Genomic DNA, 23,495 nt, shown 5'->3' with positions numbered 1-23,495 from the left:
AACTTTTAATCGTAGTAGCTATAATTGGAGTACTCGTTGCAATATCCATCCCGATCTTCAGTAAGCAGCTGGAGAAGGCAAGGGATGCAGTTACCGTAGCTAATCTTCGATCAGCATATGCCGAGGCCCAGACCGAGTATCTTACATGTGAATTTTCAGATGGCAGACAGGATGATAGAGTACATAGCACACCTATTAAAGATTCAAATGGAAAAACTTCTATGACAGTTAATTTCAAGAATGGTAACATTTTCCAGATCTGTGTTATGAATGTTATAATAAAAAGCAAAAAGAGAAATAATTATTCAGGATTGGCGGACAATCTTCCTTTTGCAGAAGTCTTAACACCAGACGCAGGAGTAGCAGGAGTAAGTCCGTATGTTGTTTTCCAGTATACGACATATGGAACTTTAGAGAAGGTTCAAGTAATTACACCACCGCCGTCAAAATAATATAGAGTGTCGGTAGCAAATTTGACAATGATGTACTGTTTATGTTGAATACTCAGAAAGATAGCAGAGCAAATTCCGAAACAAGAACAGGCAATTTGATTAAATGGAGTTTTGATTATGAACCTCAACGATTTTACAGATAAAGAACAGAAACAAATCAACACCGGCCTTTCCACCGCTGAGATCAGTGATAAAGAAGCCGCTGACAAGATCCTTGCTCTCGTCCCACAGGAGTGGATCAAGAAGATCCCCTTCTTCGTGAGAAAGCACGCAACGACAAAAACCATCGAGCGGATCGCCAATCAGTATCCTGAGCTGTATGCAGTCGCAAAGAACCCGGGAGAACTGCCGGAAAAGGAGCGTGAGGAGCTTAGAACGATCATCACGGATATCTTCAAAGAGAAGATGAACAAGCACAATATCAAATAATGGATGCCGTATCACGATACTGAATGAGCGGTGCAGAGACTTTGCCTGTACCAATGACATCGATGAGACCCGGAATAAACGGATAATCCAGCCCGCTTGTTTCGGGCTTTTCAGTAATCATAGGAGGTGTGATCTCATGTGGACAAAGAACAAAAAAGGCTTCACACTAGCGGAACTTTTGATCGTTGTTGCCATCATTGCTGTGCTCGTTGCGATATCCATCCCGATCTTTAGCAGGCAGCTGGAGAAATCGCGGGAGGCGACGGACCTTGCTAACGTGAGAAGTGCATATGCGCAGGTGATGGCTGCTGCACAGACGGAAGATCAGAATTCAGTAAGTTATCGAAATGGAACTTATTATCTGGATGTCGATCTGAAACAGCAGCAGGCAGGTTGGCAGACCTCGAATGTGAACATTGCAGGAGTCACATCTACTGATACATCGCATTGGATCGGGACACCTCAGCCCGATGGTCAGTGCAGAGTTTCCTATGATTCGGCAAATGGTGTTAAGTTTATATGGTCTGGTACGGCAACACTCACAGAAATTACTAAGGCGGTAAACAGCAGTAGCAAGTTTACAGCAAGTAGTCTGGTGGATTATGGAAATGCAGCATATTTTACGAAGACAGTTAAGGTTAACGGGACAGATGTGTATGTAAGATCATTTTATGCCGGAAAAGGATCTAAATTTCAGGAAGCGGCGGAAGCGTTTGAGAAGAATCCGGTTGCAGAAAAGTTTAAAGACAGCAAATTTTACAAGATCGAAAAATGGGATGAATATACACCTAATGTTCAGGCATTTGCCTATTTTGATCTTGATGAAAAAAACAATATAAAAAATTATACACTTGTAATGCCTGATGCGGTTTATTTTTCTCCGGATGGTGGGAAAACATGGAAGTTGAAATAAGGAATAGAATAGACGGCGGTGCGGGGATCATTCCCTGCATCGCTTTTCTGCTTCTCTGTGGTTCTACATATCGGATTTTGTTTACACTTGTTCATTTTTTCAGAGTCCGGTACAGCCTATTCATGGTATACTGATTTTATCTAATCATTTTTTACACGCGGGGGACTGCTGCTATGATTCTTGATAAAAAGCAGATGACCGAGGAGGATATCAAGCTCAATTACATCACGCCTGCCATCAACCGGAGCGGGTGGATGAATGGCGTCAACATCACTATGGAGACGAAGATCACGGATGGTCGGATCAATCTCCGCGGCAACATGGAATTGTAAGTACCATGTTGTCTTCGCACCGAAATATAGAAGAAAGATATTCTATGGGGAAAAGAGAGTGGAAATTGGATCAATAATAAGGCAGCTATGTAAGTGGAAGGGAGTGAATATATTGGAAGCCGAAGTGTGTCCAGACCATGTGCATATGTTGATAGAAATTCCACCAAAATAAAGCGTTTTTCAATTCATGGGATGACTGAAAGGGAAAAGCAGTCTCATGATATATGAGAAGTGGGGGGCCTATGGTTGGAAAGTGTATACGTCGATTCAATTGCTATGGATTTGAGTCAGATCAGTATGACTCCTGCAAAGAACAGATTGCGGCGGAGAACTGGAAATCGGCGCGGATTCTTAATCATATTCTGATGGTCATGATGTTTGTTTATGCCATTCTGTCTTTGTCTGGCGTGATCAATCGTTCTTTTGCGCCTTGCTATGAGCTCTGCCTGGTCTATACAATCCTTGTGGAGGTACAGTTCGCGATGCCGCATCACAGGAAGGCTGGCAATGTCCGGGCAGCGCGTATCGATATTGGTTCTGCCTGTGCCGGCCTGATGTTTTTCGGGATTGTTGCGTCCATTGTGGATCCTCATCAGGTAGCAACATCCTTCCTGGTAATGCAGACCCTGGTAGCTCTGTTTCTGAATTATTCACTTGGTTATCTGATGCTCTTTGAGCTTGGCTGCATGCTGATTTTTGATATCAGCTCTTATCTTGTCAAGGCTCCTGCCATTGCTTCCGGGGATGTGCTCAATGCCTTTTCCTTCTTCCTGGTTTGCGGTTTTATTGCCTATTTCTTTCACAGGGAGAGGATTCATCACTATCTCATCAGTAATCACTATCACTTCATGGCAAATATTGACAGCCTGACCGGTCTGCTAAATCATCAGTATTTCTTTGCCGAAGCGGATCGGATTCTTTCCGGCATGCCTGATGCGGAGTATGTCTTTGCGGTGATCGACATTGATCACTTCAAGGAGATCAATGACCGGTTCGGGCATCAGGTTGGCGATTATTGTATTCGTGCGGTTGCTACAAATATGCTGTGGTCTTTGCTGCAGAGTGCTCCGGAATCGTGCACGGATGTTGTCAATGATTTATTCCCGGCAGGAAAACAGGCATTTATTGATAATCCCGGTGCTTCCTATGAGTGCGATTATAAATTGACAAATAATGGTTTTGATAAAGCTAAGGTTGCGACAGGACGGATTGGCGGCGATGAGTTTGCCATTCTTCTTTCAGGCCGTGATCCGATGGCGAGAGTGAGGCTTGCCGCCGAAGCGATTCGTACGGTCAGGCTTCCTGACGGCAGCGGGATTACCTGTTCGATTGGATGTGTGCAGATCAGGGAAAGCGAGAGCGCGGGGGCAATCTATAAATGTGCGGATGATGCGTTGTATGCGGCAAAGAAAAACGGAAGAAATCAGATCTTTGCCGTGGATGGCCAGATCAGTCAGAGTGCGGAAGAACATTGTGATGAAAAGGATCAGACAAGGGTGTAAATGATGTGCGCAAGGAGGTGTTTTACAGTGACTGGTACGGTGTTGAAAATTTGCGGGGGGGGGGGTAGAGTCCCTGTATTCCTTATGATGTTGTATTCTGAAAAAGAAGTGTGTCAGTTATCAGTCTGCCGGAAAGCAGGAAATGAGAAGGGAGGAAGAGGTTATGAAAGCCTATGCGTTTTCTGATGATACACGTGCATTTATTGAGAATGTACCGATTCCGATTGCGGTGTATCAGTACATTGATGAACAGATCAGGCCTCTTCTTGTTTCCAGGGCATATCTAGATCTTTTTGGATACAGCAGCAGTGAGGAAGCGGTGTATGGTCTTGGCAGAGATCTCTACCGGGATGTGCATCCGGATGATATTGCACGGATGGAGAAGTGTGCTTACGACTTTGCCATGCATAAGCATGACTATGATGTTGTGTTCAGAAACCGCCGCCAGGATCAGGAGGACTATCATCTGATTCATGCGACAGGCAGACATATTACGGTAGATGGTGCTGATATTGCTTTTATCACGTATGCAGATGAGACGGCAGATACGGGCAGTGATCAGTTGCTTACGGCAGTGCTGACATCTCTGTCTGACAAGTATACGCCTTCTGAAAGTACAGAATTTGCAAAGCATTATGACAGTCTGACCGGACTGCAGAATATGACGCATTTTTTCGATGATGCCGTATCCGGCATTGCGAAGATCCGGGCAAAGAATCAGGTACCTGTCATCATGTATTTTGATCTGAGTGGATTGAAGGAATATAACAGCAGGTATGGCCTTGAGGTTGGGGACCGGCAGATCAGGGCTCTTGGTGAACTGATCAAAACGTATTTTGGCAGGGAGAGGGCTTCTCGGTTTGAAAGTGACCACTTTGCCGTCTATGCAGAAAATGACCGGATTGAAGAAAAGCTGCATGACTTGTTTGCCAGGATGAATGAGCTTGGTGATGGCAATAATCTGACGGTGAAGACCGGCATCTTTAAGTATGATAATCCTGATACCAGACTGACAGATGCCTGTGACAAAGCCAGACTGGCCTGTGAATCCCTTTCCCGGACAACGGTCTCTGCATATGCATGGTTTGATGCCGATATTCAGAAAAACAATGCGATGAAATTCCATATTATGCGGAATTTTGACAAGGCATTGGAAAATGGCTGGATTCATATCTATTATCAGCCGATCATTCGCACCATGACCAGAACAGTGTGCAATTGTGAGGCACTGACACGGTGGATTGATCCTGTTTATGGCATGATTTCTCCGGCTCAGTTTATTCCGATTCTGGAGGAAAGCGGTCAGATCTGTCAGCTGGATCTTTATGTGTTTGAACAGGTTTGCAAAGACTATGCAGAGGCTATGAAAGAAGGAATCATTCCGATTCCGGCATCTGTGAATCTGTCCAGAAATGACTTTCTGCATGATGACCTTCCGGATGCGATTGACCGGATTTCAAAGAAGTATGGGGTGCCCAGAGAGTTCACCAATCTGGAAGTTACAGAAAGCTTTTTTATCAAAAATGTTGATAAAGTGGACCGGTTCATTCAGCGCTTTCATCAGATGGGCTACAAGGTGTGGATGGATGATTTTGGATCCGGATACTCATCGCTGGGGGTATTGAAAAACTATTCTTTTGACAAGCTGAAGCTTGATATGTCTTTCCTGAGGGATTTTGATGAGAAGTCCCGGCAGATTATTACGGCTATTGTGCGCATGGCAAAGAAGCTGGATATTTCTACTCTGGCCGAAGGAGTTGAAACAGAAGAACAGTTTCTCTTTTTGCGGGAAATCGGATGTGAAAACATACAGGGGTATTTCTTTGCGCCTCCGATGCCGGAAGAGAAACTGAAATCGTATTTTCAGCAGCGCGGTCTGGAGCCTGAAAAGGCGATCTGGAGATCTTATCTGACCAGACTGAGCCGCATTGACTATCTGACGGATGAGTCTTTGTGTGTTGTGGATGATGATGGTGAAACACTGAAGATTCTCTTTGCGAATAAGGCTTACAAAGAGATCCTGGCAAGGGATAATGTGCATAATCTGACTGAATGGGAGCACAGGATCAATATGCCCGGTGATCCGATCCACATCTTTCATCGGCAGTTTGTGGATCAGCAGCTCAGAAGGAAAGAAGGACCGCAGACAGCAGCCTATCCTTCCGGTGATCACTATATGCAATTGACAGCATCTGTGGTGGCCAGACAGGGCAGTCATTATCTGTATACCGTTCATATACAGTATGTGAAGGTAAATGTTGCGGATCTCCAGCAGGCATCGCTTGGCGCGATGAGCGATCTGTACTATTTGTGCAATGATATTGCAATCTATGACCTTGAAAATGATACGGTTCTGGGCATTAAGTCTTCTCTGTCGGATCAGCCGATGGGGGTTGGCACAGAGCTTCATCATATTGATGCGGTGATTCATGCCTGGAGGATGAATTACTGCTATCTGCCTGATCAGGAGCGGCTGGCAGATTTTCTGGATGTCACTACTATGAAAGCACGTCTGGAGAAAAGCAGGAATCATGCACTGATGGATTTTTTCCGGAGTATGACGGCATCGGGAGAATATCAATGGTTTCTGCATATCCTGATTCCCGTGCAGAGATCAGATTTTAATAAAGTATTGCACGTGACGGTAAGTGCCGTCCTGCCAGAGGCAGATATTCAGGAGATTGTGGCTTTGTATCACCAGGAATACAAGGATCATACGCATGTGGAGATGAGCGGGGATATTCTCTGGAAGAATTTGATCATGAATGCAAAACGCATGTATTTCTGGAAGGATGACAGGCGCAGGTTCGTTGGGGCAAGCAAGAGCTTTCTTCAATATTTTGGCATTCAGTCTGAAAAAGAGATCATTGGCAAAACCGATGAGGATATGGGATGGCATATTCATCCGGGGCCATTCAGAAGGGATGAGGAAGAAGTTCTCAGGAAGGGCAGGAAGTTTTATCTGCGCAATGGGGACTGTATTATCAATGGCTCTAATCAGCATATTGTTGTCAGTAAGGTTCCGGTCTATCGTGATGGCAGAATCATAGGAATTCTGGGAACGGTGATTGATGCTGCAGAAGAGCAGCAGTCCATTGCAGAAAGCAGGAGGCTTTCATCTGTTGATCCAGTGACCGGACTTGCCAATGCCCGTGGTGTTTCGGATGGTGTCTATTCCTTCCTCATTGAGCGCTGGCGGACAGGCATGAATGTTGCGATGATCGAGGTGTATGTGCCGGAATACCGGGAAGTAAAAAAGCTTTATGGAGACAGCTCTGGCGATCGTCTTCTGCAGAAAGTTGGCTGTATTCTGAAAGACTGCGCTGGCAGGAATTGTGTCATTGGCAGAACCCAGGAAAGTTATTTTTACCTGATCATGAGATTTACCAGCAAGGAAGAAGTCAGAAACATTGCCAGAAAGATCCGGACAGCCATAGAGTCTTTGCGGCAGGCAGGTCAGTGGAGCGGCAATTGCAGTATTGTCATCAGGGCTTCCTATACGGATCCGTCCAGCCGTGAGCCAAATGCCTATCTGAGAGGTTTGTCCGGCCTCATTCTCAATAGTGATGATACGGAGGAACTCTGACAGAGCAAAGCTGATGATCGAATATAATTTCTGTGTATCCGTAAGAAAAACATTTGAAGTAAAGGCAATTGATACAGATGCCTTAAATGAATATATGGATGACTAAATTATTTAAATCGAGTCTGGAAACGACCTCTGTGATGATGAATACCGGCAGGTGGCGACACAACAGGATTTCGATTCGTTTTAAGCGGATTGAACGTTTGTTAGCTCATCTTCCAGCAGATGTAAGTATCAAACAGAGATAATAAAGAGGTCATGTTGACAAGATGGTTTGCTGAGAGTAGTATAGAGATAGGTGGGATATCCCACATATTGCTTGGAGATGAATACTATGGAGGCGACCAAAGATTATACGGTGCATATCGATAGCAAGAAGAGAGTTACGCTTAGAGGTGCACAGTACCAATATTATAATGTCAAGGAATACCAGAATGGATGCATCATTTTGGAGCCGCGGGAACTGACTGTTCCAGAAGGTATTTCGCAAGAGACCATGAGAGACATGGACAGGGCAATCGCAAACTTTAAAAAAGGGAAGGTTTCCGCTGCTATTGATCTCTCTGATTTCTAGGAAGGAATACCCGAATGGGATATGCAATACGAATGGGAATTCCAGAAATGGTTTTGCAATAGAAGAAAAAAGTCATTTAGTTGCAAGCACTGACCAATATGGCCAGTGCTTTTTTCATGCCGTTTTTCAGGAGGTGAGAACACATGGCAGATCGCATTAAAAGAATCCAGTTCCAGTCGATGGGGTTTTCTGCCGAGCAGGCCGCTGGGTTCATGGGTGCGGTGGAGATGTCCGGCCTTGATACCTCGAGATTCTTTGCCGGAAGCGGTTCCATCCTGGCTAATTTGTTTACGACATCGTCTAAAAGATCAAGATCATAGCCTCGCTTAGAGATCACTTTCAGGTCTTTTTTGAAGCGGTTGGAGAGAATAACATCAAGCATCGTTGTCCTCCAGCACATCGTTCATTGCACTGCGAAACGAAGAGTATTTTTTATATTTCTCAGGATGAGCCTTCATCTTATAATACTCATTCATTGCTGCGATTGTATCAGTATTAGGATTCTCTCTGGTGACGGTAAAAGAAGGTTCATCAACTGTTGAAGGATTAAAACTGGTATTATAATATGATTAAAGAACTTCGTAAGGTAAAAATTTCAGATATGATCATAACAGAATGGGTAAAGCGAAATGAACGATTCGATAAAAGAACTAACAGATGAAATCGTAGCATTCAGAGATGCCAGAGACTGGAAAAAGTTTCACAATTCTAAAGATATGGCAATTTCAATATCTCTTGAAGCCGCAGAACTTTTAGAGGTCTTTCAATGGTCTGGAGAAGATGTTGAGGCTGATACAGAGAATAAAGTATCTAAGATTAAAGAAGAACTTGCGGATGTGCTGATTTATTCTCTGCTCATGGGGCATGATCTTGGATTTGATATATCTGAGATCGTAGAACAAAAGATTGATACAAACAAAAGAAAATATCCGGTGGATAAAGCATATGGAAAATCGGATAAATATACGGCATATTTATCGTCTGGAAAGGGAAAAGTATGATCGTTTACGAGGGCATAAAGAGTGACTTTCTGGAAAATGTTGAGGATGACACCATCGCTGACAAGATTGAACAATTAATCTTACAGAAGATGGGAAGACATACGGTGGCCAATGAAAGGATGTCATGGGTTAACTCGATGGAATACATGTATAAGGTCATGAATGATCCTGAAATTCCATCTGATGCAGGAATTGCCATTGAGTATAATATCCCGCAGACAGCAAAGCGAGTTGACTTCATGATTTCCGGATATGATATCAATAAAAGGCCTGGAATGGTCATAATCGAATTAAAACAATGGAGCAAGCTGAATAAAGTGCACAATAGTAATGCTCTTGTTGAGACTTATACCGGAAATGCGGAACGGAAGGTGGTTCATCCTTCGTATCAGGCTTGGTCCTATGCCCGATTAATAGCGGATTATAATTCTGCAGTGCAGGATCAAAATGTACATCTTATACCATGTGCCTATCTTCATAATTATATCCGAAAGGATGACGATCCCGTCGATGATAGACAGTATGCTGCATATACGTCTGAAGCACCGGTTTTTACAAAGGGACAGGTGCCTGATTTAAGAGCATTTATAAAAAAGTGCGTAAAAACAGGAGACAAAGAAAAAGTTCTTTATCTTGTTGATCGCGGAACGATAAGACCATCAAAAAGCCTTCAGGATTCTATTGCTTCTATGATTAAGGGCAATAAAGAATTTGTCATGATCGATGAACAGCGTGTTGTTTATGAAGAAATCATAAAGCTATCAACAAAGTGCCAGCGAGATCATACAAAACGGACCATTATCTGCAAAGGTGGTCCCGGAACAGGTAAGAGTGTAATTGCTGTAAGGTTATTGGCTGAACTGACCCAAAGAGGACAATTTGTTCAATATGTTACCCATAATAGTGCTCCGAGACAGGTTTATGCTGCAAAGCTAAAAGGAAAAGTCAAGAAGAGCAGCGTTGATAATATGTTTAAGAACTCTGGTACTTACACAGAAGTCGGCAATAATATGATTCATACACTGCTTGTAGATGAGGCACACCGGTTAAGTGAAAAATCCGGAATGTTTCATAATAAGGGAGAAAATCAGATCAAAGAAATCATCCATGCGGCTGCATGCTCTGTATTTTTTATTGATGAAAGTCAACGAGTCACTATGTCTGATATTGGTTCGGTAGACGAAATCTTGAAATGGGCAAAAGAAGAGGGATCAGAGGTAACAGAACTGGAGCTTCTTTCTCAGTTCAGATGTAATGGATCAAATGGATATCTTGCATGGGTTGATGATCTTCTCGAGATCCGTGAGACTGCGAATTATAATCTATATGGACTCAATTATGATGTAAGGGTTTTCGATAATCCGGAAGATATGAGAAAGCTCATTTTAGAGAAAAATAAGGTGAATAATCGATCCAGAATCTTGGCTGGATACTGCTGGGATTGGCCCAAGAAGACAAGAAATGATACTGATTTTCATGACATTAAAATCGGAGATTTTGAAATTAGCTGGAATCTGGATGGTGGAGAGGCATTCGCTATCGGTGAATACTCTGTTAATGAGGCGGGCTGCATCCATACCACACAGGGTCTGGAGTTTGATTATGTTGGTGTCATTATGGGAGATGATATCCGATATGAAAATGGTCATGTAGTTACTGATTTTAAAAAAAGAGCAAAAACGGATCAGTCTTTGCGAGGGATAAAGAAGCTTTACAAAGAACATCCGGAAGATGCAGTCGATCGTGCAGATGAAATCATAAAAAATACATATCGCACGCTTATGACCCGGGGAATGAAAGGATGCTATATTTACTGTACCGATCCCGGAATGAGGGAATATATCAGAAAACGTCTGGACTTATACAGTTTGTGACACGACTTATCGTATGAGGTTTACTGTAAAAGATATAGGAGCGATCAGAAACGATCTGACCGCTTCTCCATCCATAGAGCAATTTCCTCCCTGATTTCTGTTTCATGATCAATAATTGTACTCAGTGATGGATTGCGTATAATTACATGTCCCTTGCCCATACGCGCTATTTCCCGGTCTAATTCATCCAACTCTGGCGTTAACCTTCTACGCAAAAGATCTTTGATTTTCTGAAGCGCCTTCTGTGCAGCCCTTGTACGTCCATTGGAAAGATTTTCCGCATAGGTTTTCTGCAGTGTCTGAAAGTCCAGATAGGATAAATCCGCCATGTAGTAGAACTGAAAAAAATTTGGACAGGGGCTATTTGCACACATAAATTCATTTGTTTGCGTATCCCTGGCGCATGGCGTCAACGATGTTCGGATGCAGACTCCTCCCGCTTTTTGACGAATAATCAGATTCTTCCCGAGAGCTTCCTGGATCTGATGAATATCTTTTTTTACATCCAGATGTCTGTCATTGATAAAGAACTTTATATTGTCGCGAAGGTCACTTCCCATGAATCCTATCGGAGTCAGATCATCACCTGCGATTTCACTGATGATTTTTTCGGAATATTGAATATTAGCAAGATTGGAAGGTGCCATAGTGGTTCCTCCTTGAGTTAGGATAAATTAAATGGATTTTCAAAGCATGTCATCCGCAACGCTGGCTTTGATACGGCAGGCAGTTTGCACACAGAACATGAGCTTTTTCATACGTGATGAGAATGGCAAGAGATATCATCTCGAACCGCCGGAAGAAGATCATTTGATGAATGCGGCGGAGAGTGTCAACGTAATTTCCGATTCTCCAACAGCACCGTTCGATTTTGCTGGGACGAACATCTCGTTTTTAACAGAAAATGATGCTTATAAGGGAGAAATGAGGAGTACCGGAACGCAGGGTGTAAGAAGTGCCACGATAAGAAGACCGGAAGAGAGGACAGCAATCCGACGTATCGGTATTTTCACACTAGAATATCGTCAAAACGGAACACCATCCGCCCTCTCGAACACATACAGCTCTTCGGATAGCAGTTCCTTCAGGATAGCGGAAGCAAGAGCAAGTTTATCTTTTAACCCCATACTGCCAGCCTATTCAAGCGCTGTCAATCCATATTTCTTACAGCCATCCGCATTTTATCGGCGGGTGGCATTTTTCATTTCCGATTTCTCTCCGAAAGTTCCGTTTATCTGTGCAGGAGAGAAGGTTCCCGGACCGTTCAAAATCACGCCCGGATGGTCCGCATATATCTGCAAGAATATCCCAGCTTCCTTTGCTCAGAACGGACAGATCTTTTCTGTGCGTAGGGAAGGAATTCTTGTACTTACAACCTTAGGGCGAAAGGAGAGTAACCATGAAGAAGAAACGATCAAACGGAAGAAAAAATGGAGCAGGTGCTCCTGCTTCGAAAGAGCGGTTCCTTCAGCATCGCGGAATCTTCTGCGTCGGGAATCTCGTCTGCGCTTACGGTACCGATTACCTTGCCTACAACCTGCACATGATCATCCTCGCTTTTTTCACCGTATGGGTACTGCGGATTCAGGGAGTACAATAAGCGTTAAGCAACACATTAGCTTGCTATAAGCATCATTAAGCGCTATATTCGTAGTAGAAAGGTGGTGGCACTTATGGCGAATAAAACAGCAAACGTTAATGCACGTGTTGAAGAAAATGTGAAGACAAAAGCAGAAGACATTCTTTCGGCTATGGGAATTCCTGCATCTGTAGGAATAAATATGTTCTACAGGCAGATTATATATTGCCATGGACTTCCGTTCAGACCGTATGTCCCTGAGAACGGCCCTCGGGCATTAAGCAAGATGGCCAAAGAAGAATTTGATTCTCGAATGGCGGCGGGGCTTGCGGATGTAAAAGCTGGAAGAGGAGTCTCTGTGGACGAAGCATTTGATCAGTTGCTCGAAGGGCATAAAGAGAAAGAGACTGTCAATGAATGAATACAGAGTCATCATTACATATTAAATGATTTAAAAGAGAAATATGAACTAGCAGTTTAAAGGATAACCTTTGCTAAGTCTGTTAAGTAGTACATAAATCACACATTATGAAACGAAAAGTCATCACGATTATTATATTCCTTACCCTTGCATTTATCTGGGGCCATTCTATGGTGCCAAGGCCAGCCTCGGCCGATGAGAGTGGTTTTTTTCTGAAGATTTTGTATCCGGTTTTATCGGTTATCGTAGGCAGGGACCGGGTGACAAACCACCTGATCAGAAAAATGGCCCACTTTACCGAGTATTTCATACTTGGAACAGAACTCAGGCTGTATCAGAATGTCCGATTCTCTGACACTGCGGCAGCATGTACGACAATTTCTGACACTGCGGCAGCGTGTGCGACAACTTCTGACACTGCGGCAGCATGTACGGCAGCTTCTGATGCCGGGGCAGCTTGCGGAACGGCTTCCCCAAAAAGTGAAAGTCTCATGAAGAGGTTTTCTCGGCTGCTGCACGGCAGGACGCTGACTTCTGTAAGATATGCTTTTTACATTGCGTTCATCGATGAGACCATCCAGATTTTCAGTGGGAGAGGTCCACAGATCGCAGATGTCTGGCTGGATGTGTCCGGAGCATTCTGCGGAACAGTGATAATTTCCCTGTTGTCAGTTTGTAAGTCAGTCAATCCGATGGTTGAGTAGGAGTTGGGTAGGAGTTTATTAGGAGGACAGATTCATAGAAACCCTGAACAGGAATTTAAAATTTAAGGATGTTCTTGTCCTCGCCTTCAGCACGATGATTGGTTGGGGATGGGTAGCGCTTACCGGAAATTGGGTTGACCGGGGCGGGACGATTGGTGCGGTGCTTGCGTTTGTCATTGGTGCCGTTCTCTGTATTTTTGTCGGCCTGACCTATTGTGAGCTTACTCCCGCATTGCCATATTCCGGAGGGGAACTCGTTTTTACGTATAAGGCATTGGGCTACCACGGGGCATGGTTCTCCGGGTGGATGATCGCTTTTGCATATATCGGTGTCGCTGCATGGGAGGGACCGGCGCTGGTTACAGCGATTGACTACCTGATTACGATCCCGAGATATGGTTATCTTTGGACCATCGCCGGATTTGATGTATATGCGACCTGGCTGGTAATCCCTGTATGCGTCGGAGCATTATTGTGCGTGATCAATACAAAGGGGATTAAGATCTCCACAATTTTTCAGGCGGTGGTCACAACAATACTGGCTGTCGGCGGCATTGGCTTCGCGATTATCAGCGGTATGAATGGTTCGATGGAGAATATGAAACCGCTGTTTACGTCAACGAACGGGATGTTTTCTGTGGTTCTGGCTGTTCCGGCTATGTTTGTCGGCTTTGATGTTATTCCACAGGTGGCGGAGGAAATGAATCTTCCGCTAAAAAAGATACCTGCTGCCATTGTGGCATCGATCCTTTTAGCTGCAGGATGGTATATCATGATTATTCTTGCCAGTTCCTTTGCGGCACCGAATGAGATCCTTGGCAGAGAGGGATTGTCTGTGGTAAACGCTGTGAATTATGCGGCGAATAATCCGATTGCAGGTAAACTGATTGTTGTTACAGCGATTATGGGAATCCTGTCCAGCTGGAATGGCTTTATTATCGGCGCAACCAGAGTACTTTATTCCATGGGCCGGGCTAAGATGCTTCCGGACTTCTTCGGGAAGCTTCACAAGAAATATCATACACCGGGAAATGCGATTGTCTTCATCGGTATCATTACGATCCTCACACCGCTTCTGGGAAAAAATTCACTCGGATGGTTTGTTGACGCAAGCGCATTCGGTACCGTGATCGCCTATTTAATGGTCGCCATTTCCTTTGTGATTCTCAGAAGAACCTGTAAAGACCTGCCCAGACCCTTTAGGGTAAAGCATGGAATGATCGTAGGAATGATCGCTGTCATGATCTCGCTGTTCTTTGTGTCTTTATACCTGCCGGTCGGAAGCAGTTCGCTGTCCGGTGTAGAATGGGTGATCGTAGGAGTCTGGGTTGGCTCAGGTATGTTATTCTATTTATTGAGTCTTCCACACGTGAAGGAAAATACCCGGATCAGAGAAAATGCGTTATTTGGTAAATCTCCGGAGAATTAGCGCTCAATCTTCTTCCGCTTATCCCTTCCGTTTATAACGGTTATTTTATAAAGATCATATTATAACGGTTATTTTATAAAGATCATAATGAAAGAAAGGTATTTCAGGGTTATTCGTTTTGCACGATACATTTAAGATGAACAAAGTACGAAAAGGAAATCGTATTCCTTTTATCGATGTCGCGAGAGGAATTGCGATTTTGTTGATGATCATAGGGCATGTGGTAAGCAGAGGACATGTGAGAGATTTTATTTTTTCCTTTCACATGCCGCTGTTTTTCATAACCGGGGGTATGTGTTTCCGGCAGAAGTCTGTGAAATCAGCGCTGCTCACGGATTTAAGAAAAATAATTCTCCCATATGCGCTAGTTCTTTTTGTGTTGGATTTGTGGTCCGGGAGCCTGAATCTTGTATATTATCTGCGTCAGATGTTCTGGGCAGCTTCCTGGCAGAATCTGAATATGTATCCTGCGGATCTTGGAATGGTCTGGGCCTTGTGGTTTTTTCCGGCATTTTTCCTGACCAGATGGATTTTCCGTTTGTTATATCACATATCCGGAGGCAGACTGTTCCGGCTCGCGGTTTTGTCTCTGGCTGTGTGCCTTGTCGGAATCGCATGGGGAATGCAGGGACGGCATTGGCTGCCGCTGAATCTCGATGTTGCAATGGCGTCTGTCGGATTTTATTGTTTTGGCTTTTTCCTGCAGCAAAGCGGATGGACGGATCGTTTAAAACCTTGGACAGACAGGAGACAGACAGATACTACGGTGACAGACCGGAGACAGGCAGATGATATAAAAATGCGACAGACAGGATCAAAACGACGCGGTTCCTTGTCCAATCTTCGCACATCCGGGCATATTGCGATGCTGGCAGAGGGAGTCATATGGATATCGGGAATTTATTACTGCCCGATTGAACTTGCTTCCCGTTTATATCCCATGGGCATTTTCTCTTTTATTACAGCGATCTGCGGATGCATGGTGGTATTCCGTTTCAGCGCGTGGATAGGAGCTCATACCCGATTTCTGCGGGGGACTCTTTCCTGGTATGGGAGATACAGCAATCAGATTCTTTGTTTTCATGCCCTTGACTGCATCCCAAGGGCATATCTTGACGCTTTTCTGGCCTTCCCGAAGAACCCGGAAGCAGAGCATCTTGTAATATCAATCTGGCGGATTCTGCTCAGCACCGCCGGAACAGGAATCTATCTCTGGATACACAGCCTGGCAGCGAGGATCAAAGCAGCAGTAAGTGGAAGACATCAGACATGAATGTAAGGCAGGAGGAGAGCGATGATCTACAATTTCAACCTGGGCATCGGCAGGGCTTCCAGTGGCGTGGAGTATGCCCAGCTGTATCGGGCGCGCATGCTGCGCGCCATTGATGAGCCTGCCCGTTTTATCTTCACGGATATGTTTCCGCGGGAGAACATCGAACATTATACGAAGAAGATGGGCTTCAAGGATAAGGAAATCCTGTGGCTCTATACTTATTTTACGGATTTTCATACGGCGCCGGTCACTTATACGCTGGAAGATTTTCAGGAAACTCTCGCGGATGTCGATTACCGTGTGCAGCGGTCTGGAAAAATCGGCCGTCTCTTTTTTTCGGATCATGATTTCTGCACGCTTTATTTTGTCAACGATCAGGAGAACCTGCTGCATCGTGTGGAATATGTGTCCGGCGGCCGTCTGATCCGCAAGGATTATTTTACCTACGGACGGATCTATTCGGAATATTATGCTCCGCTCGAGAATAAGGCTCATCTGTATCTGCGCCGTTTTTTCAATACGGACGGTTCTGTCGCGTATGAGGAAATCACTGATGACGGCGATGTCATGTATCGTTTTCCCGATCAGATTTTATATTCCAAGGAGGAGCTGGTCGGGTATCTGGTCCGGTGTCTGCATCTGAACCACAGGGATGTCGTCATCATTGACCGGACGACCGGCATCGGGCAGGCAATTCTGCAGAACTGTGGGCCTGCCAGTGTCGGCATCGTGGTGCATGCGGATCATTACAGTGTTGGAAGTACTGATGACCGGAATATCCTCTGGAACAATTATTATGAGTATTCCTTTGATATGTCGCGGCATATTTCTTTTTTTATCACTTCTACCAATGCACAGCGGGATCTCATGCGCGCCCAGTTTGAGAAGTACACGGGAGAGGTACCTGAGATCCGCACGATTCCGGTGGGCAGTCTGGAACATCTCCGCTATCCGGATACCGCACGGAGGCCTTTTTCTATTGTGACTGCCAGCCGGCTGGCATCGGAGAAGCATGTGGACTGGGTCATTGAGGCCTGTGTGAAGGCGAAGAGGGAGATCCCGGAGCTTACGTTGGACATCTACGGTGAAGGCAGCGAACAGCAGCGGCTCCTGCAGCTGATCCGGGAGAATCAGGCGGATGGCTATATCCGGTTGATGGGGCAGTACGATATGACCGATGTCTATCGAAATTATGAACTCTATCTGTCCGGGTCGACCAGTGAGGGCTTTGGCCTGAGTCTGATGGAAGCCGTCGGCAGCGGTCTGCCCATTATCGGCTTTGATGTTCCGTATGGAAACCCGACTTTTATTGACGACGGCAGAAATGGCTATCTGATTCCCGTGGACGAGGATATGTCCATACCGGAGCATGTGGAGGGCCTTTTTGCGGCTGTGGTGAAATACTTTCAGATGGCCGACCGTGCCTCCTTTCATAAACATTCGTATGCGGTTGCACAATCTTATTTGACAGAAAAGGTGATGCGGAAATGGAAAAAAGTGATCCGGTTAAAATAAATGCTCATACCGATGTAGAAATAAATTATCTGGTAGAAAGAAATACCGGAACCGATATGAAAAGAATCGTTCCGGTAAAAAATAATACTGGAACTGATACAAAAAAATTTAATCTGGAAAAAAGAAATGCTTGTACCGGTATGTCACCAAATGATCCGATCGATGGAAATGCCTCTGTCGGTGTAAGAGTGACTGACGGCATCCTGCTGCTTGATTGTTACGATGAGATGGCTGATATGCTGAAGCAGTCTTTGCGCTGTGCGGGTTTTGCCGGACCTGTTGTCGTGATTGAGGACAAGGGCTTTCTGCCGCCGGATGTTCTGTCCGTCTTCCGGTGGTTCTGCAGCGATCCTGAAAAAAAGAAATCTGGTGAGAAGGGTGCCGGCTTGAACGGATTCAGTGCGAAAGATCGTAGCAATACAAAGTCCGTGAATGCATATCGTATCTTACATGCCGGTTGGAAGGCAGGGAGTCCGCGTTATTTCAATCAGATCGAGCTGCCGGATTACTGGGAAATCAGCGGTACAGGCAGTGGCGGCGAGATCCATGATCTTCATCATCTCCGCGGCCGTATTTTTTATGCGGAGCCGGCGCATCGCCGGCTGGTCAGTGAGGTGGACTGGCTGGACGATCAGGGCATTGTCCGCTGCACCGACCATTACGATTGTCACGGACTCCTGTATGCGAGAACGGTCTTTAATCGAAGCGGGAAGCGGTTCTGCCGTTCGTGGTTTAATGATGACGGCCAGGAATGCGTGGTAGAGAACGATGTGACCGGCGACATTATCGTCACGCGCAATCAAAAAACGTATATCTATAAAAACCGGACGGAGCTCGTCATGGAAATGCTCCGTGAGTTAAAGGCGGACGGGAAGCGCATCTTTTATAATTCACTGTCAACGCCGCTCTTTGTCAGCGAGCGTTTTCCATCAGACAGTTTTCTCTTCTGGCAGGAGGGTCCGCGCGAAGATATTCCCGGAAATATGCAGATGATCCTGAGCGGACATTCACACACCCGCAGGATCTATGTACAGAATCAGGCCAGCCGGCAGAAACTGATCAAGCTTGGTGCTCCGGAGGAATGGGTACGGCCTTTGGGCTTTGTCTATCCCTTTGAAAGGGAAAATCATTGCCGCCCCGATATTTTGATCTGCACCAATTCCGATCAGATCGAAGAGCTTGAGACGATTGTGAAGCGTCTGCCGCAGATGGTGTTCCACATTGCGGCGGTCACGGAAATGTCGGCCCATCTTCTGGCATTCGGACGCTATCCGAATGTAAGGCTGTATCCCGTGGTGAAGGAGAATACAGTGAACGAACTGTTCCGCAGATGTGATTATTATTTCGACATCAATCATGGCGGTGAAATCCTCTCCAGCGTAAAGCGTGCTTTTCTGAATAATCAGCTGATTCTGGGGTTTGAGACAACCATTCATCAACACCGGTATGTCGCGAAGGAACATATTTTCCACGACGCGGCGGATCTCTGCTCATTTGCCGCTGATCCGGATCGTCTGCCCGCTGCACTGTCGCTGCAGCATCAGGCTGCCATGAGCGAGAGAACAGACACGTACCGGGAATTGTTCGAACGTCAGATGCCCTCCACGTAAGGCGTTGAGCTTCTGACTGCTCCCACGGGCAAGCCTGTGGGTTTTACGCCGCAATTGATAACAGTCTAGTCGCAGTGATACAGGTGGATCACGGCGTCTCAAAATTTTGTGACTCTGATTCCGGCATTCTGTCATTCCAGGTTCATTTTTCCAAATTTCAATATTAAGGGGTCTCAGTATCCCGATGCCGGATTTCCGGCGATCCGGATCGTATGGACGATGGATACAGTTTCTTCACACATTTTTACAGGAGAGGTGCTATAATCAAAAAACAAAATTAAAAGTATCTAATATCGTTCTGGTTATACGATTGCAGAAGTCCAACAACTTCAACAGGCATGACAGCGATAGATGACTTTAGGCAGGTGTATCAACGATGAAAAAGAGAAAGAAAAAAAGCTTAACAAAGATTGTTAATCGAAAGAGAAAACATACTCTTCTAAAAGGAGTCGCAGCGACAGGCGCTCTTCTGGGCGGAACCGCGATTTTCGGCCAGGGGAATAAGGTATATGCTGCTGAGGCTGAAAATCTTTCCGAATCCGGATGGGCGAGCGAAAGTGTACTGGAACAGGCAACTGCTTCGGAATCAAAGGCATTATCCGTCTCGGAATCTGATACCGGATCGGAAACATCCAATGAAGGACTGACAGGTTCAGCAGACAGTAAGGTTTCTGCCGGGGAGGCTGCCGCACAATCTCAGAAAGCCAGTCAGTCGATGTCTGCCGTCAACAGCAATCAGGATCAGGCGGATTCTGAAAGTCTGTCCGAAACAGCCAGCAGACTTGCTTCTGAAGGAGCCTCAAATGATCTATCGAGTCAGTCTGCCTCTGACAGCGATTCACTTTCTGCGTCGGCAAGCCTCCGGGAAAGTGATAGTCTGCAGGATTCGGTTTCCGGCAGCACAATGGCTTCTCAAACACAATCTGCTTCAGCAAGTGAGAGTGTAAGTGAATCTGCTTCAGCCTCAGAAAGCAGACGTATGCTCAACAGCGCTGTGTCAGAATCGGCAAGTCAGTCAACGTCAATTTCACAGGTGGCATCTGCACAGACAAGTGCTTTTGTGTCGGAATCTGCAGCAGGTTCCGAACAGCAGAGTCAGCTGGTTTCGGAAAGCGTTTCTGATTCTGCTGCGAACAGCCAGAGTGGAAGCATTTCCGTCGAGACTTCTGTATCATTATCAGACAGTCAGAGTCTCTCGAACAGTACTTCGGGTTCTGAAAGTCAGATTGTATCTGCATCCTCTTCTGAATCGGCATCTCTCAGTACCAGCACCTCCGCGTCTGCGAGTGAAATAGCCGGTATCCAGAAAGTAACAGAAGTCAAGGTCTTTGAGTATAACGGCACAAGATATATCCAGCCGTTGGCTAATACTATCAAGAATGTAACGGGAACGCTGAATCTTGATACTGGCAACATTCATTGGGAGTTTGAATATCAGGCAAAGAATGCCGTAAATAATTCTCGGCAGTATTTTGGATTTTATTTAAATGTTGTCGGCGGCGCCCGGGCACCTCAAAACATCTCAGTGAAAGATGCGGGTGGAAACACCTATACATTAGAAAATGGTTTTTACAACAATAATGATTCATATAGTCGAGCTGATAAACCAAATAGATATAAAAAAGAGGCACTCGGTTCTAATATTACAACCATTGATTATAAGGGTAGATACTGGGGCGACAGCTATTCCACAACAGAAAAGATCAATGTAAATGGCACTGTTACTGTCTCCTTTGATACGTCCCTTGGTGACTATGAAGAATGGGGAAAGGCCATTGCAAATGTTGTGGTCAGCGTACAGGCAACCTCAAGTAGCAGTGCATATTACCGGAGTGATACGGCACGTGGATTTACGATTCATCCCACAGTAAAGGAGAGCGATAAGGGAGCGGAAACAACTAATAGAGGCGTGGTTACTATCACACCGGAAAAGGACTACACAAATGATGCGAGGAGTGTCAGTGAACTGGCATCTATGTCCCAGTCGACATCAGAGTCTGTTTCAAGCAGACAAAGTGAATCGGCGTCATCACGTTCGAGCGAGTTACTTTCGCAGAAGGATAGCGAATCTGCAAGTCACAGTACGAGTACATCCGCTTCGCAAAGTCAGAGTATCAAACGTAGTTCGGAGAGTACGAGCCAGTCATTATCTCAAAGCATTTCCAATCAGTTCTCCAGGTCTGCTTCAATCCATGAATCGCAGTCGATGAAGCAATCGGAGCAGGAAAGCGCTTCTGTATCTGCAAGTGTAAGTGAGTCCCATAGTATAGCCAGCAACGAGAATGCATCCGCAAGCATGTCTGAGGAAAAATCGCAGTCAGATAGTGCCAGCGGTTCTGCATCCGTAAGCCTGTCATCGGTAAGTTCTCAGTCTGCAGGCGCAGCATCGGAATCTGCATCGCAGAGCAGCAGTTTAGAGAGTGAATCGACGAGCGCAAGTACAAGCAAATCGACAAGTTTATCGAGTTCACAAAGCGTGAGCAACAGTATTGGTTCAGAAAGTATTTCAAACTCCAACGCAGCAAACAGTATAAGCGCAAGTGCGTCCGAACGGGATTCCGAAAGAAAATCTGAAAGTATCAGCCGGTCCGCTTCATTGTCGAACAGTGAAAGTCAGATAATATCAAACTCGCTGAGTATGTCAGACAGTTTGAGTGCTTTGACCAGTGCAAGTACTTCCAATAGTGTAAGTGCTTCTGGTAGTGCAAGTGCTTCCGGTAGTGTAAGTGCTTCGACAAGGGAAAGCACGTCCGCATCTCAATCTGAAAGCATCAGCCGGTCTGCTTCTTTGTCGAACAGTGAGAGTCAGAGAATATCAAACTCGCTGAGTATGTCAGACAGTTTGAGTGCTTTGACCAGTGCAAGTGCTTCCGGTAGTGTAAGTGCTTCTGGTAGTGCAAGTGCTTCCGATAGTGCAAGTGCTTCGACAAAGGAAAGCACGTCCGTATCTCAATCTGAAAGCATCAGCCGATCTGCTTCTTTGTCGAGCAGTGAGAGTCAGAGAATATCAAACTCGTTGAGTATGTCAGACAGTTTGAGTGCTTCGACCAGTGCAAGTGCTTCCGATAGTGCAAGTACTTCCGGTAGTGTAAGTGCTTCTGGTAGTGTAAGTGCTTCTGGTAGTGCAAGTGCTTCCGATAGTGCAAGTGCTTCGACAAGGGAAAGCACGTCCGCATCTCAATCTGAAAGCATCAGCCGGTCTGCTTCTTTGTCGAGCAGTGAGAGTCAGAGAATATCAAACTCGTTGAGTATGTCAGACAGTTTGAGTGCTTCGACCAGTGCAAGTGCTTCTGGTAGTGCAAGTGTTTCCGATAGTGTAAGTGCTTCTGGTAGTGCAAGTGCTTCCGATAGTGCAAGTGCTTCGACAAGAGAAAGCACGTCCGCATCTCAATCTGAAAGCATCAGCCGGTCTGCTTCTTTGTCGAGCAGTGAGAGTCAGAGAACTTCAAACTCGCTGAGTATGTCAGACAGTTTGAGCGCTTTGACCAGTGCAAGTGCTTCCGGTAGTGTAAGTGCTTCCGATAGTGTAAGTGCTTCCGGTAGTGTAAGTGCCTCTGGTAGTGCAAGTGTTTCCGATAGTGTAAGTGCTTCGACAAGGGAAAGCACGTCCGCATCTCAATCTGAAAACATCAGCCGATCTGCTTCTTTGTCGAGCAGTGAGAGTCAGAGAACTTCAAACTCGCTGAGTATGTCAGACAGTTTGAGTGCTTCGACCAGTGCAAGTGCTTCCGGTAGTGTAAGTGCTTCTGGTAGTGCAAGTGTTGCCGATAGTGCAAGTGCTTCGACAAAGGAAAGCACGTCCGCATCTCAATCTGAAAGCATCAGCCGGTCTGCTTCATTGTCGAACATTGAGAGTCAGAGAATATCAAATTCGTTGAGTAGGTCAGACAGTTTGAGCGCTTTGACCAGTGCAAGTGCTTCCGATAGTGTCAGTGCTTCTGGTAGTGCAAGTGTTTCCGATAGTGTAAGTGCTTCGACAAGGGAAAGCACGTCCGCATCTCAATCTGAAAGCATCAGCCGGTCTGCTTCTTTGTCGAGCAGTGAGAGTCAGAGAATATCAAACTCGTTGAGTATGTCAGACAGTTTGAGTGCTTCTACCAGTGTAAGTGCTTCCGATAGTGCAAGTGCTTCCGGTAGTGCAAGTGCTTTCGGTAGTGTAAGTGCTTCGACAAAGGAAAGCACGTCCGTATCTCAATCTGAAAGCATCAGCCGGTCTGCTTCTTTGTCGAACAGTGAGAGTCAGAGAACTTCAAACTCGCTGAGTATGTCAGACAGTTTGAGCGCTTTGACCAGTGCAAGTA

The 23,495-nt window shown here is 45.5% G+C and carries 19 protein-coding genes and 2 pseudogenes; 18 read left to right on the top strand and 3 right to left on the bottom strand.

Going from position 1 to position 23,495, the window contains the following annotated elements; translation table 11 throughout:
* Both ACTQ3A_RS12940 and ACTQ3A_RS12935 read left to right on the top strand, forming a co-directional pair.
* Window positions 1-452, top strand: a 452-nt coding sequence (locus ACTQ3A_RS12940) for a type IV pilin protein (protein WP_441495337.1), incomplete at its 5' end; no start/stop codon positions are given.
* 117 nt (window positions 453-569) lie between these two features.
* Window positions 570-881: a hypothetical protein gene (locus ACTQ3A_RS12935; protein WP_441494590.1), complete on the top strand. Its 312-nt coding sequence runs from the start codon at window positions 570-572 to the stop codon at window positions 879-881.
* On the opposite strand, the gene ACTQ3A_RS12930 is transcribed toward ACTQ3A_RS12935, so the two are convergent.
* Entirely contained in the window at window positions 874-1,002 is a 129-nt protein-coding gene (locus ACTQ3A_RS12930) for a hypothetical protein (RefSeq protein WP_441494591.1), read from the bottom strand. The genes ACTQ3A_RS12935 and ACTQ3A_RS12930 overlap by 8 nt on opposite strands.
* 15 nt (window positions 1,003-1,017) lie before the next feature.
* Here ACTQ3A_RS12930 and ACTQ3A_RS12925 point away from each other — a divergent pair, with 15 nt between their 5' ends.
* The 6 genes and pseudogenes from ACTQ3A_RS12925 (at window position 1,018) to ACTQ3A_RS12900 (ending at window position 7,788) form a co-directional block, all read left to right on the top strand.
* Window positions 1,018-1,794, top strand: a complete 777-nt coding sequence (locus ACTQ3A_RS12925) for a type IV pilin protein (protein WP_441494592.1) — start codon at window positions 1,018-1,020, stop codon at window positions 1,792-1,794.
* 173 nt (window positions 1,795-1,967) lie between these two features.
* Window positions 1,968-2,126: a hypothetical protein gene (locus ACTQ3A_RS12920; protein ID WP_441494603.1), complete on the top strand. Its 159-nt coding sequence runs from the start codon at window positions 1,968-1,970 to the stop codon at window positions 2,124-2,126.
* Window positions 2,089-2,319: pseudogene (gene tnpA, locus ACTQ3A_RS12915) on the top strand (IS200/IS605 family transposase); the annotation flags it as partial. The gene ACTQ3A_RS12920 and the pseudogene tnpA, both read left to right, overlap by 38 nt.
* 31 nt (window positions 2,320-2,350) lie before the next feature.
* Window positions 2,351-3,628 (top strand): GGDEF domain-containing protein, encoded by a 1,278-nt coding sequence (locus ACTQ3A_RS12910; RefSeq protein WP_441495336.1) that lies wholly within the window; start codon window positions 2,351-2,353, stop codon window positions 3,626-3,628.
* Between the two features lie 142 nt (window positions 3,629-3,770).
* Window positions 3,771-7,214: an EAL domain-containing protein gene (locus ACTQ3A_RS12905; protein WP_441494593.1), complete on the top strand. Its 3,444-nt coding sequence runs from the start codon at window positions 3,771-3,773 to the stop codon at window positions 7,212-7,214.
* A gap of 334 nt (window positions 7,215-7,548) precedes the next feature.
* The gene (locus ACTQ3A_RS12900) at window positions 7,549-7,788 is read left to right on the top strand and encodes a hypothetical protein (RefSeq protein ID WP_441100006.1); all 240 of its coding nucleotides are present in this window, start codon (window positions 7,549-7,551) and stop codon (window positions 7,786-7,788) included.
* A 76-nt stretch (window positions 7,789-7,864) separates the two neighbouring features.
* Here the strand turns inward: ACTQ3A_RS12900 and ACTQ3A_RS12895 are convergent, their stop codons facing one another.
* Complete coding sequence (locus ACTQ3A_RS12895; RefSeq protein WP_441100008.1) at window positions 7,865-8,170, bottom strand: type II toxin-antitoxin system RelE/ParE family toxin; 306 nt, start codon at window positions 8,168-8,170, stop codon at window positions 7,865-7,867.
* 247 nt (window positions 8,171-8,417) lie between these two features.
* Here ACTQ3A_RS12895 and ACTQ3A_RS12890 point away from each other — a divergent pair, with 247 nt between their 5' ends.
* Together ACTQ3A_RS12890 and ACTQ3A_RS12885 are read left to right on the top strand one after the other, a co-directional pair.
* On the top strand, window positions 8,418-8,789 hold the full coding sequence (locus tag ACTQ3A_RS12890; protein WP_441100010.1) for a nucleotide pyrophosphohydrolase: 372 nt from the start codon (window positions 8,418-8,420) through the stop codon (window positions 8,787-8,789).
* Entirely contained in the window at window positions 8,786-10,663 is a 1,878-nt protein-coding gene (locus tag ACTQ3A_RS12885) for a DNA/RNA helicase domain-containing protein (RefSeq protein WP_441100012.1), read from the top strand. The genes ACTQ3A_RS12890 and ACTQ3A_RS12885 overlap by 4 nt, the downstream gene beginning before the upstream one ends.
* Window positions 10,664-10,707: 44 nt before the next feature.
* Here ACTQ3A_RS12885 and ACTQ3A_RS12880 read toward each other — a convergent pair whose 3' ends face one another.
* Window positions 10,708-11,310 carry a hypothetical protein gene (locus tag ACTQ3A_RS12880; RefSeq protein ID WP_441494594.1) on the bottom strand — a complete coding sequence of 201 codons (603 nt, stop codon included), beginning with the start codon at window positions 11,308-11,310 and terminating at the stop codon, window positions 10,708-10,710.
* 752 nt (window positions 11,311-12,062) lie between these two features.
* Here ACTQ3A_RS12880 and ACTQ3A_RS12875 point away from each other — a divergent pair.
* The 8 genes and pseudogenes from ACTQ3A_RS12875 to ACTQ3A_RS12840 all read left to right on the top strand — a co-directional run.
* Window positions 12,063-12,263, top strand: a complete 201-nt coding sequence (locus ACTQ3A_RS12875) for a hypothetical protein (RefSeq protein ID WP_441494595.1) — start codon at window positions 12,063-12,065, stop codon at window positions 12,261-12,263.
* Between the two features lie 73 nt (window positions 12,264-12,336).
* Window positions 12,337-12,663 (top strand): type II toxin-antitoxin system RelB/DinJ family antitoxin, encoded by a 327-nt coding sequence (locus ACTQ3A_RS12870; RefSeq protein WP_441494596.1) that lies wholly within the window; start codon window positions 12,337-12,339, stop codon window positions 12,661-12,663.
* A gap of 107 nt (window positions 12,664-12,770) precedes the next feature.
* On the top strand, window positions 12,771-13,367 hold the full coding sequence (locus ACTQ3A_RS12865; RefSeq protein ID WP_441494597.1) for a VanZ family protein: 597 nt from the start codon (window positions 12,771-12,773) through the stop codon (window positions 13,365-13,367).
* 34 nt (window positions 13,368-13,401) lie between these two features.
* Window positions 13,402-14,796, top strand: a complete 1,395-nt coding sequence (locus ACTQ3A_RS12860) for an APC family permease (RefSeq protein ID WP_441495338.1) — start codon at window positions 13,402-13,404, stop codon at window positions 14,794-14,796.
* Between the two features lie 136 nt (window positions 14,797-14,932).
* On the top strand, window positions 14,933-16,069 hold the full coding sequence (locus tag ACTQ3A_RS12855) for an acyltransferase family protein (RefSeq protein WP_441494598.1): 1,137 nt from the start codon (window positions 14,933-14,935) through the stop codon (window positions 16,067-16,069).
* A gap of 21 nt (window positions 16,070-16,090) precedes the next feature.
* Window positions 16,091-17,584 (top strand): accessory Sec system glycosyltransferase GtfA, encoded by a 1,494-nt coding sequence (gene gtfA, locus ACTQ3A_RS12850; protein WP_441494599.1) that lies wholly within the window; start codon window positions 16,091-16,093, stop codon window positions 17,582-17,584.
* Window positions 17,557-19,194, top strand: coding sequence for an accessory Sec system glycosylation chaperone GtfB (gene gtfB / locus ACTQ3A_RS12845; protein WP_441494600.1), 1,638 nt, complete (start codon window positions 17,557-17,559; stop codon window positions 19,192-19,194). Before gtfA ends, gtfB begins: the two co-directional genes overlap by 28 nt.
* Before the next feature lie 376 nt (window positions 19,195-19,570).
* Window positions 19,571-23,495 (top strand): annotated as a pseudogene (locus ACTQ3A_RS12840) (accessory Sec-dependent LPXTG-anchored adhesin); the annotation flags it as partial.

This window comes from Bilifractor sp. LCP21S3_F8 (assembly GCF_052117805.1).
Taxonomy (GTDB): Bacteria; Bacillota; Clostridia; order Lachnospirales; family Lachnospiraceae; genus Bilifractor.
This window is presented reverse-complemented; position numbering and strand designations above follow the sequence as displayed.

Bases quoted from the DNA above. Each gene is read 5' to 3' on its own strand.
- ACTQ3A_RS12900 (WP_441100006.1), top strand. From the start codon at position 7,549: ATGGAGGCGACCAAAGATTATACGGTGCATATCGATAGCAAGAAGAGA.
- gtfB (WP_441494600.1), top strand. From the start codon at position 17,557: ATGGAAAAAAGTGATCCGGTTAAAATAAATGCTCATACCGATGTAGAA.
- ACTQ3A_RS12935 (WP_441494590.1), top strand. From the start codon at position 570: ATGAACCTCAACGATTTTACAGATAAAGAACAGAAACAAATCAACACC.
- ACTQ3A_RS12855 (WP_441494598.1), top strand. From the start codon at position 14,933: ATGAACAAAGTACGAAAAGGAAATCGTATTCCTTTTATCGATGTCGCG.
- ACTQ3A_RS12870 (WP_441494596.1), top strand. From the start codon at position 12,337: ATGGCGAATAAAACAGCAAACGTTAATGCACGTGTTGAAGAAAATGTG.
- ACTQ3A_RS12930 (WP_441494591.1), bottom strand. From the start codon at position 1,002: ATGATTACTGAAAAGCCCGAAACAAGCGGGCTGGATTATCCGTTTATT.
- ACTQ3A_RS12920 (WP_441494603.1), top strand. From the start codon at position 1,968: ATGATTCTTGATAAAAAGCAGATGACCGAGGAGGATATCAAGCTCAAT.
- ACTQ3A_RS12910 (WP_441495336.1), top strand. From the start codon at position 2,351: ATGAGAAGTGGGGGGCCTATGGTTGGAAAGTGTATACGTCGATTCAAT.
- ACTQ3A_RS12925 (WP_441494592.1), top strand. From the start codon at position 1,018: ATGTGGACAAAGAACAAAAAAGGCTTCACACTAGCGGAACTTTTGATC.
- ACTQ3A_RS12885 (WP_441100012.1), top strand. From the start codon at position 8,786: ATGATCGTTTACGAGGGCATAAAGAGTGACTTTCTGGAAAATGTTGAG.
- ACTQ3A_RS12895 (WP_441100008.1), bottom strand. From the start codon at position 8,170: ATGCTTGATGTTATTCTCTCCAACCGCTTCAAAAAAGACCTGAAAGTG.
- gtfA (WP_441494599.1), top strand. From the start codon at position 16,091: ATGATCTACAATTTCAACCTGGGCATCGGCAGGGCTTCCAGTGGCGTG.
- ACTQ3A_RS12905 (WP_441494593.1), top strand. From the start codon at position 3,771: ATGAGAAGGGAGGAAGAGGTTATGAAAGCCTATGCGTTTTCTGATGAT.
- ACTQ3A_RS12890 (WP_441100010.1), top strand. From the start codon at position 8,418: ATGAACGATTCGATAAAAGAACTAACAGATGAAATCGTAGCATTCAGA.
- ACTQ3A_RS12875 (WP_441494595.1), top strand. From the start codon at position 12,063: ATGAAGAAGAAACGATCAAACGGAAGAAAAAATGGAGCAGGTGCTCCT.
- ACTQ3A_RS12865 (WP_441494597.1), top strand. From the start codon at position 12,771: ATGAAACGAAAAGTCATCACGATTATTATATTCCTTACCCTTGCATTT.
- ACTQ3A_RS12880 (WP_441494594.1), bottom strand. From the start codon at position 11,310: ATGGCACCTTCCAATCTTGCTAATATTCAATATTCCGAAAAAATCATC.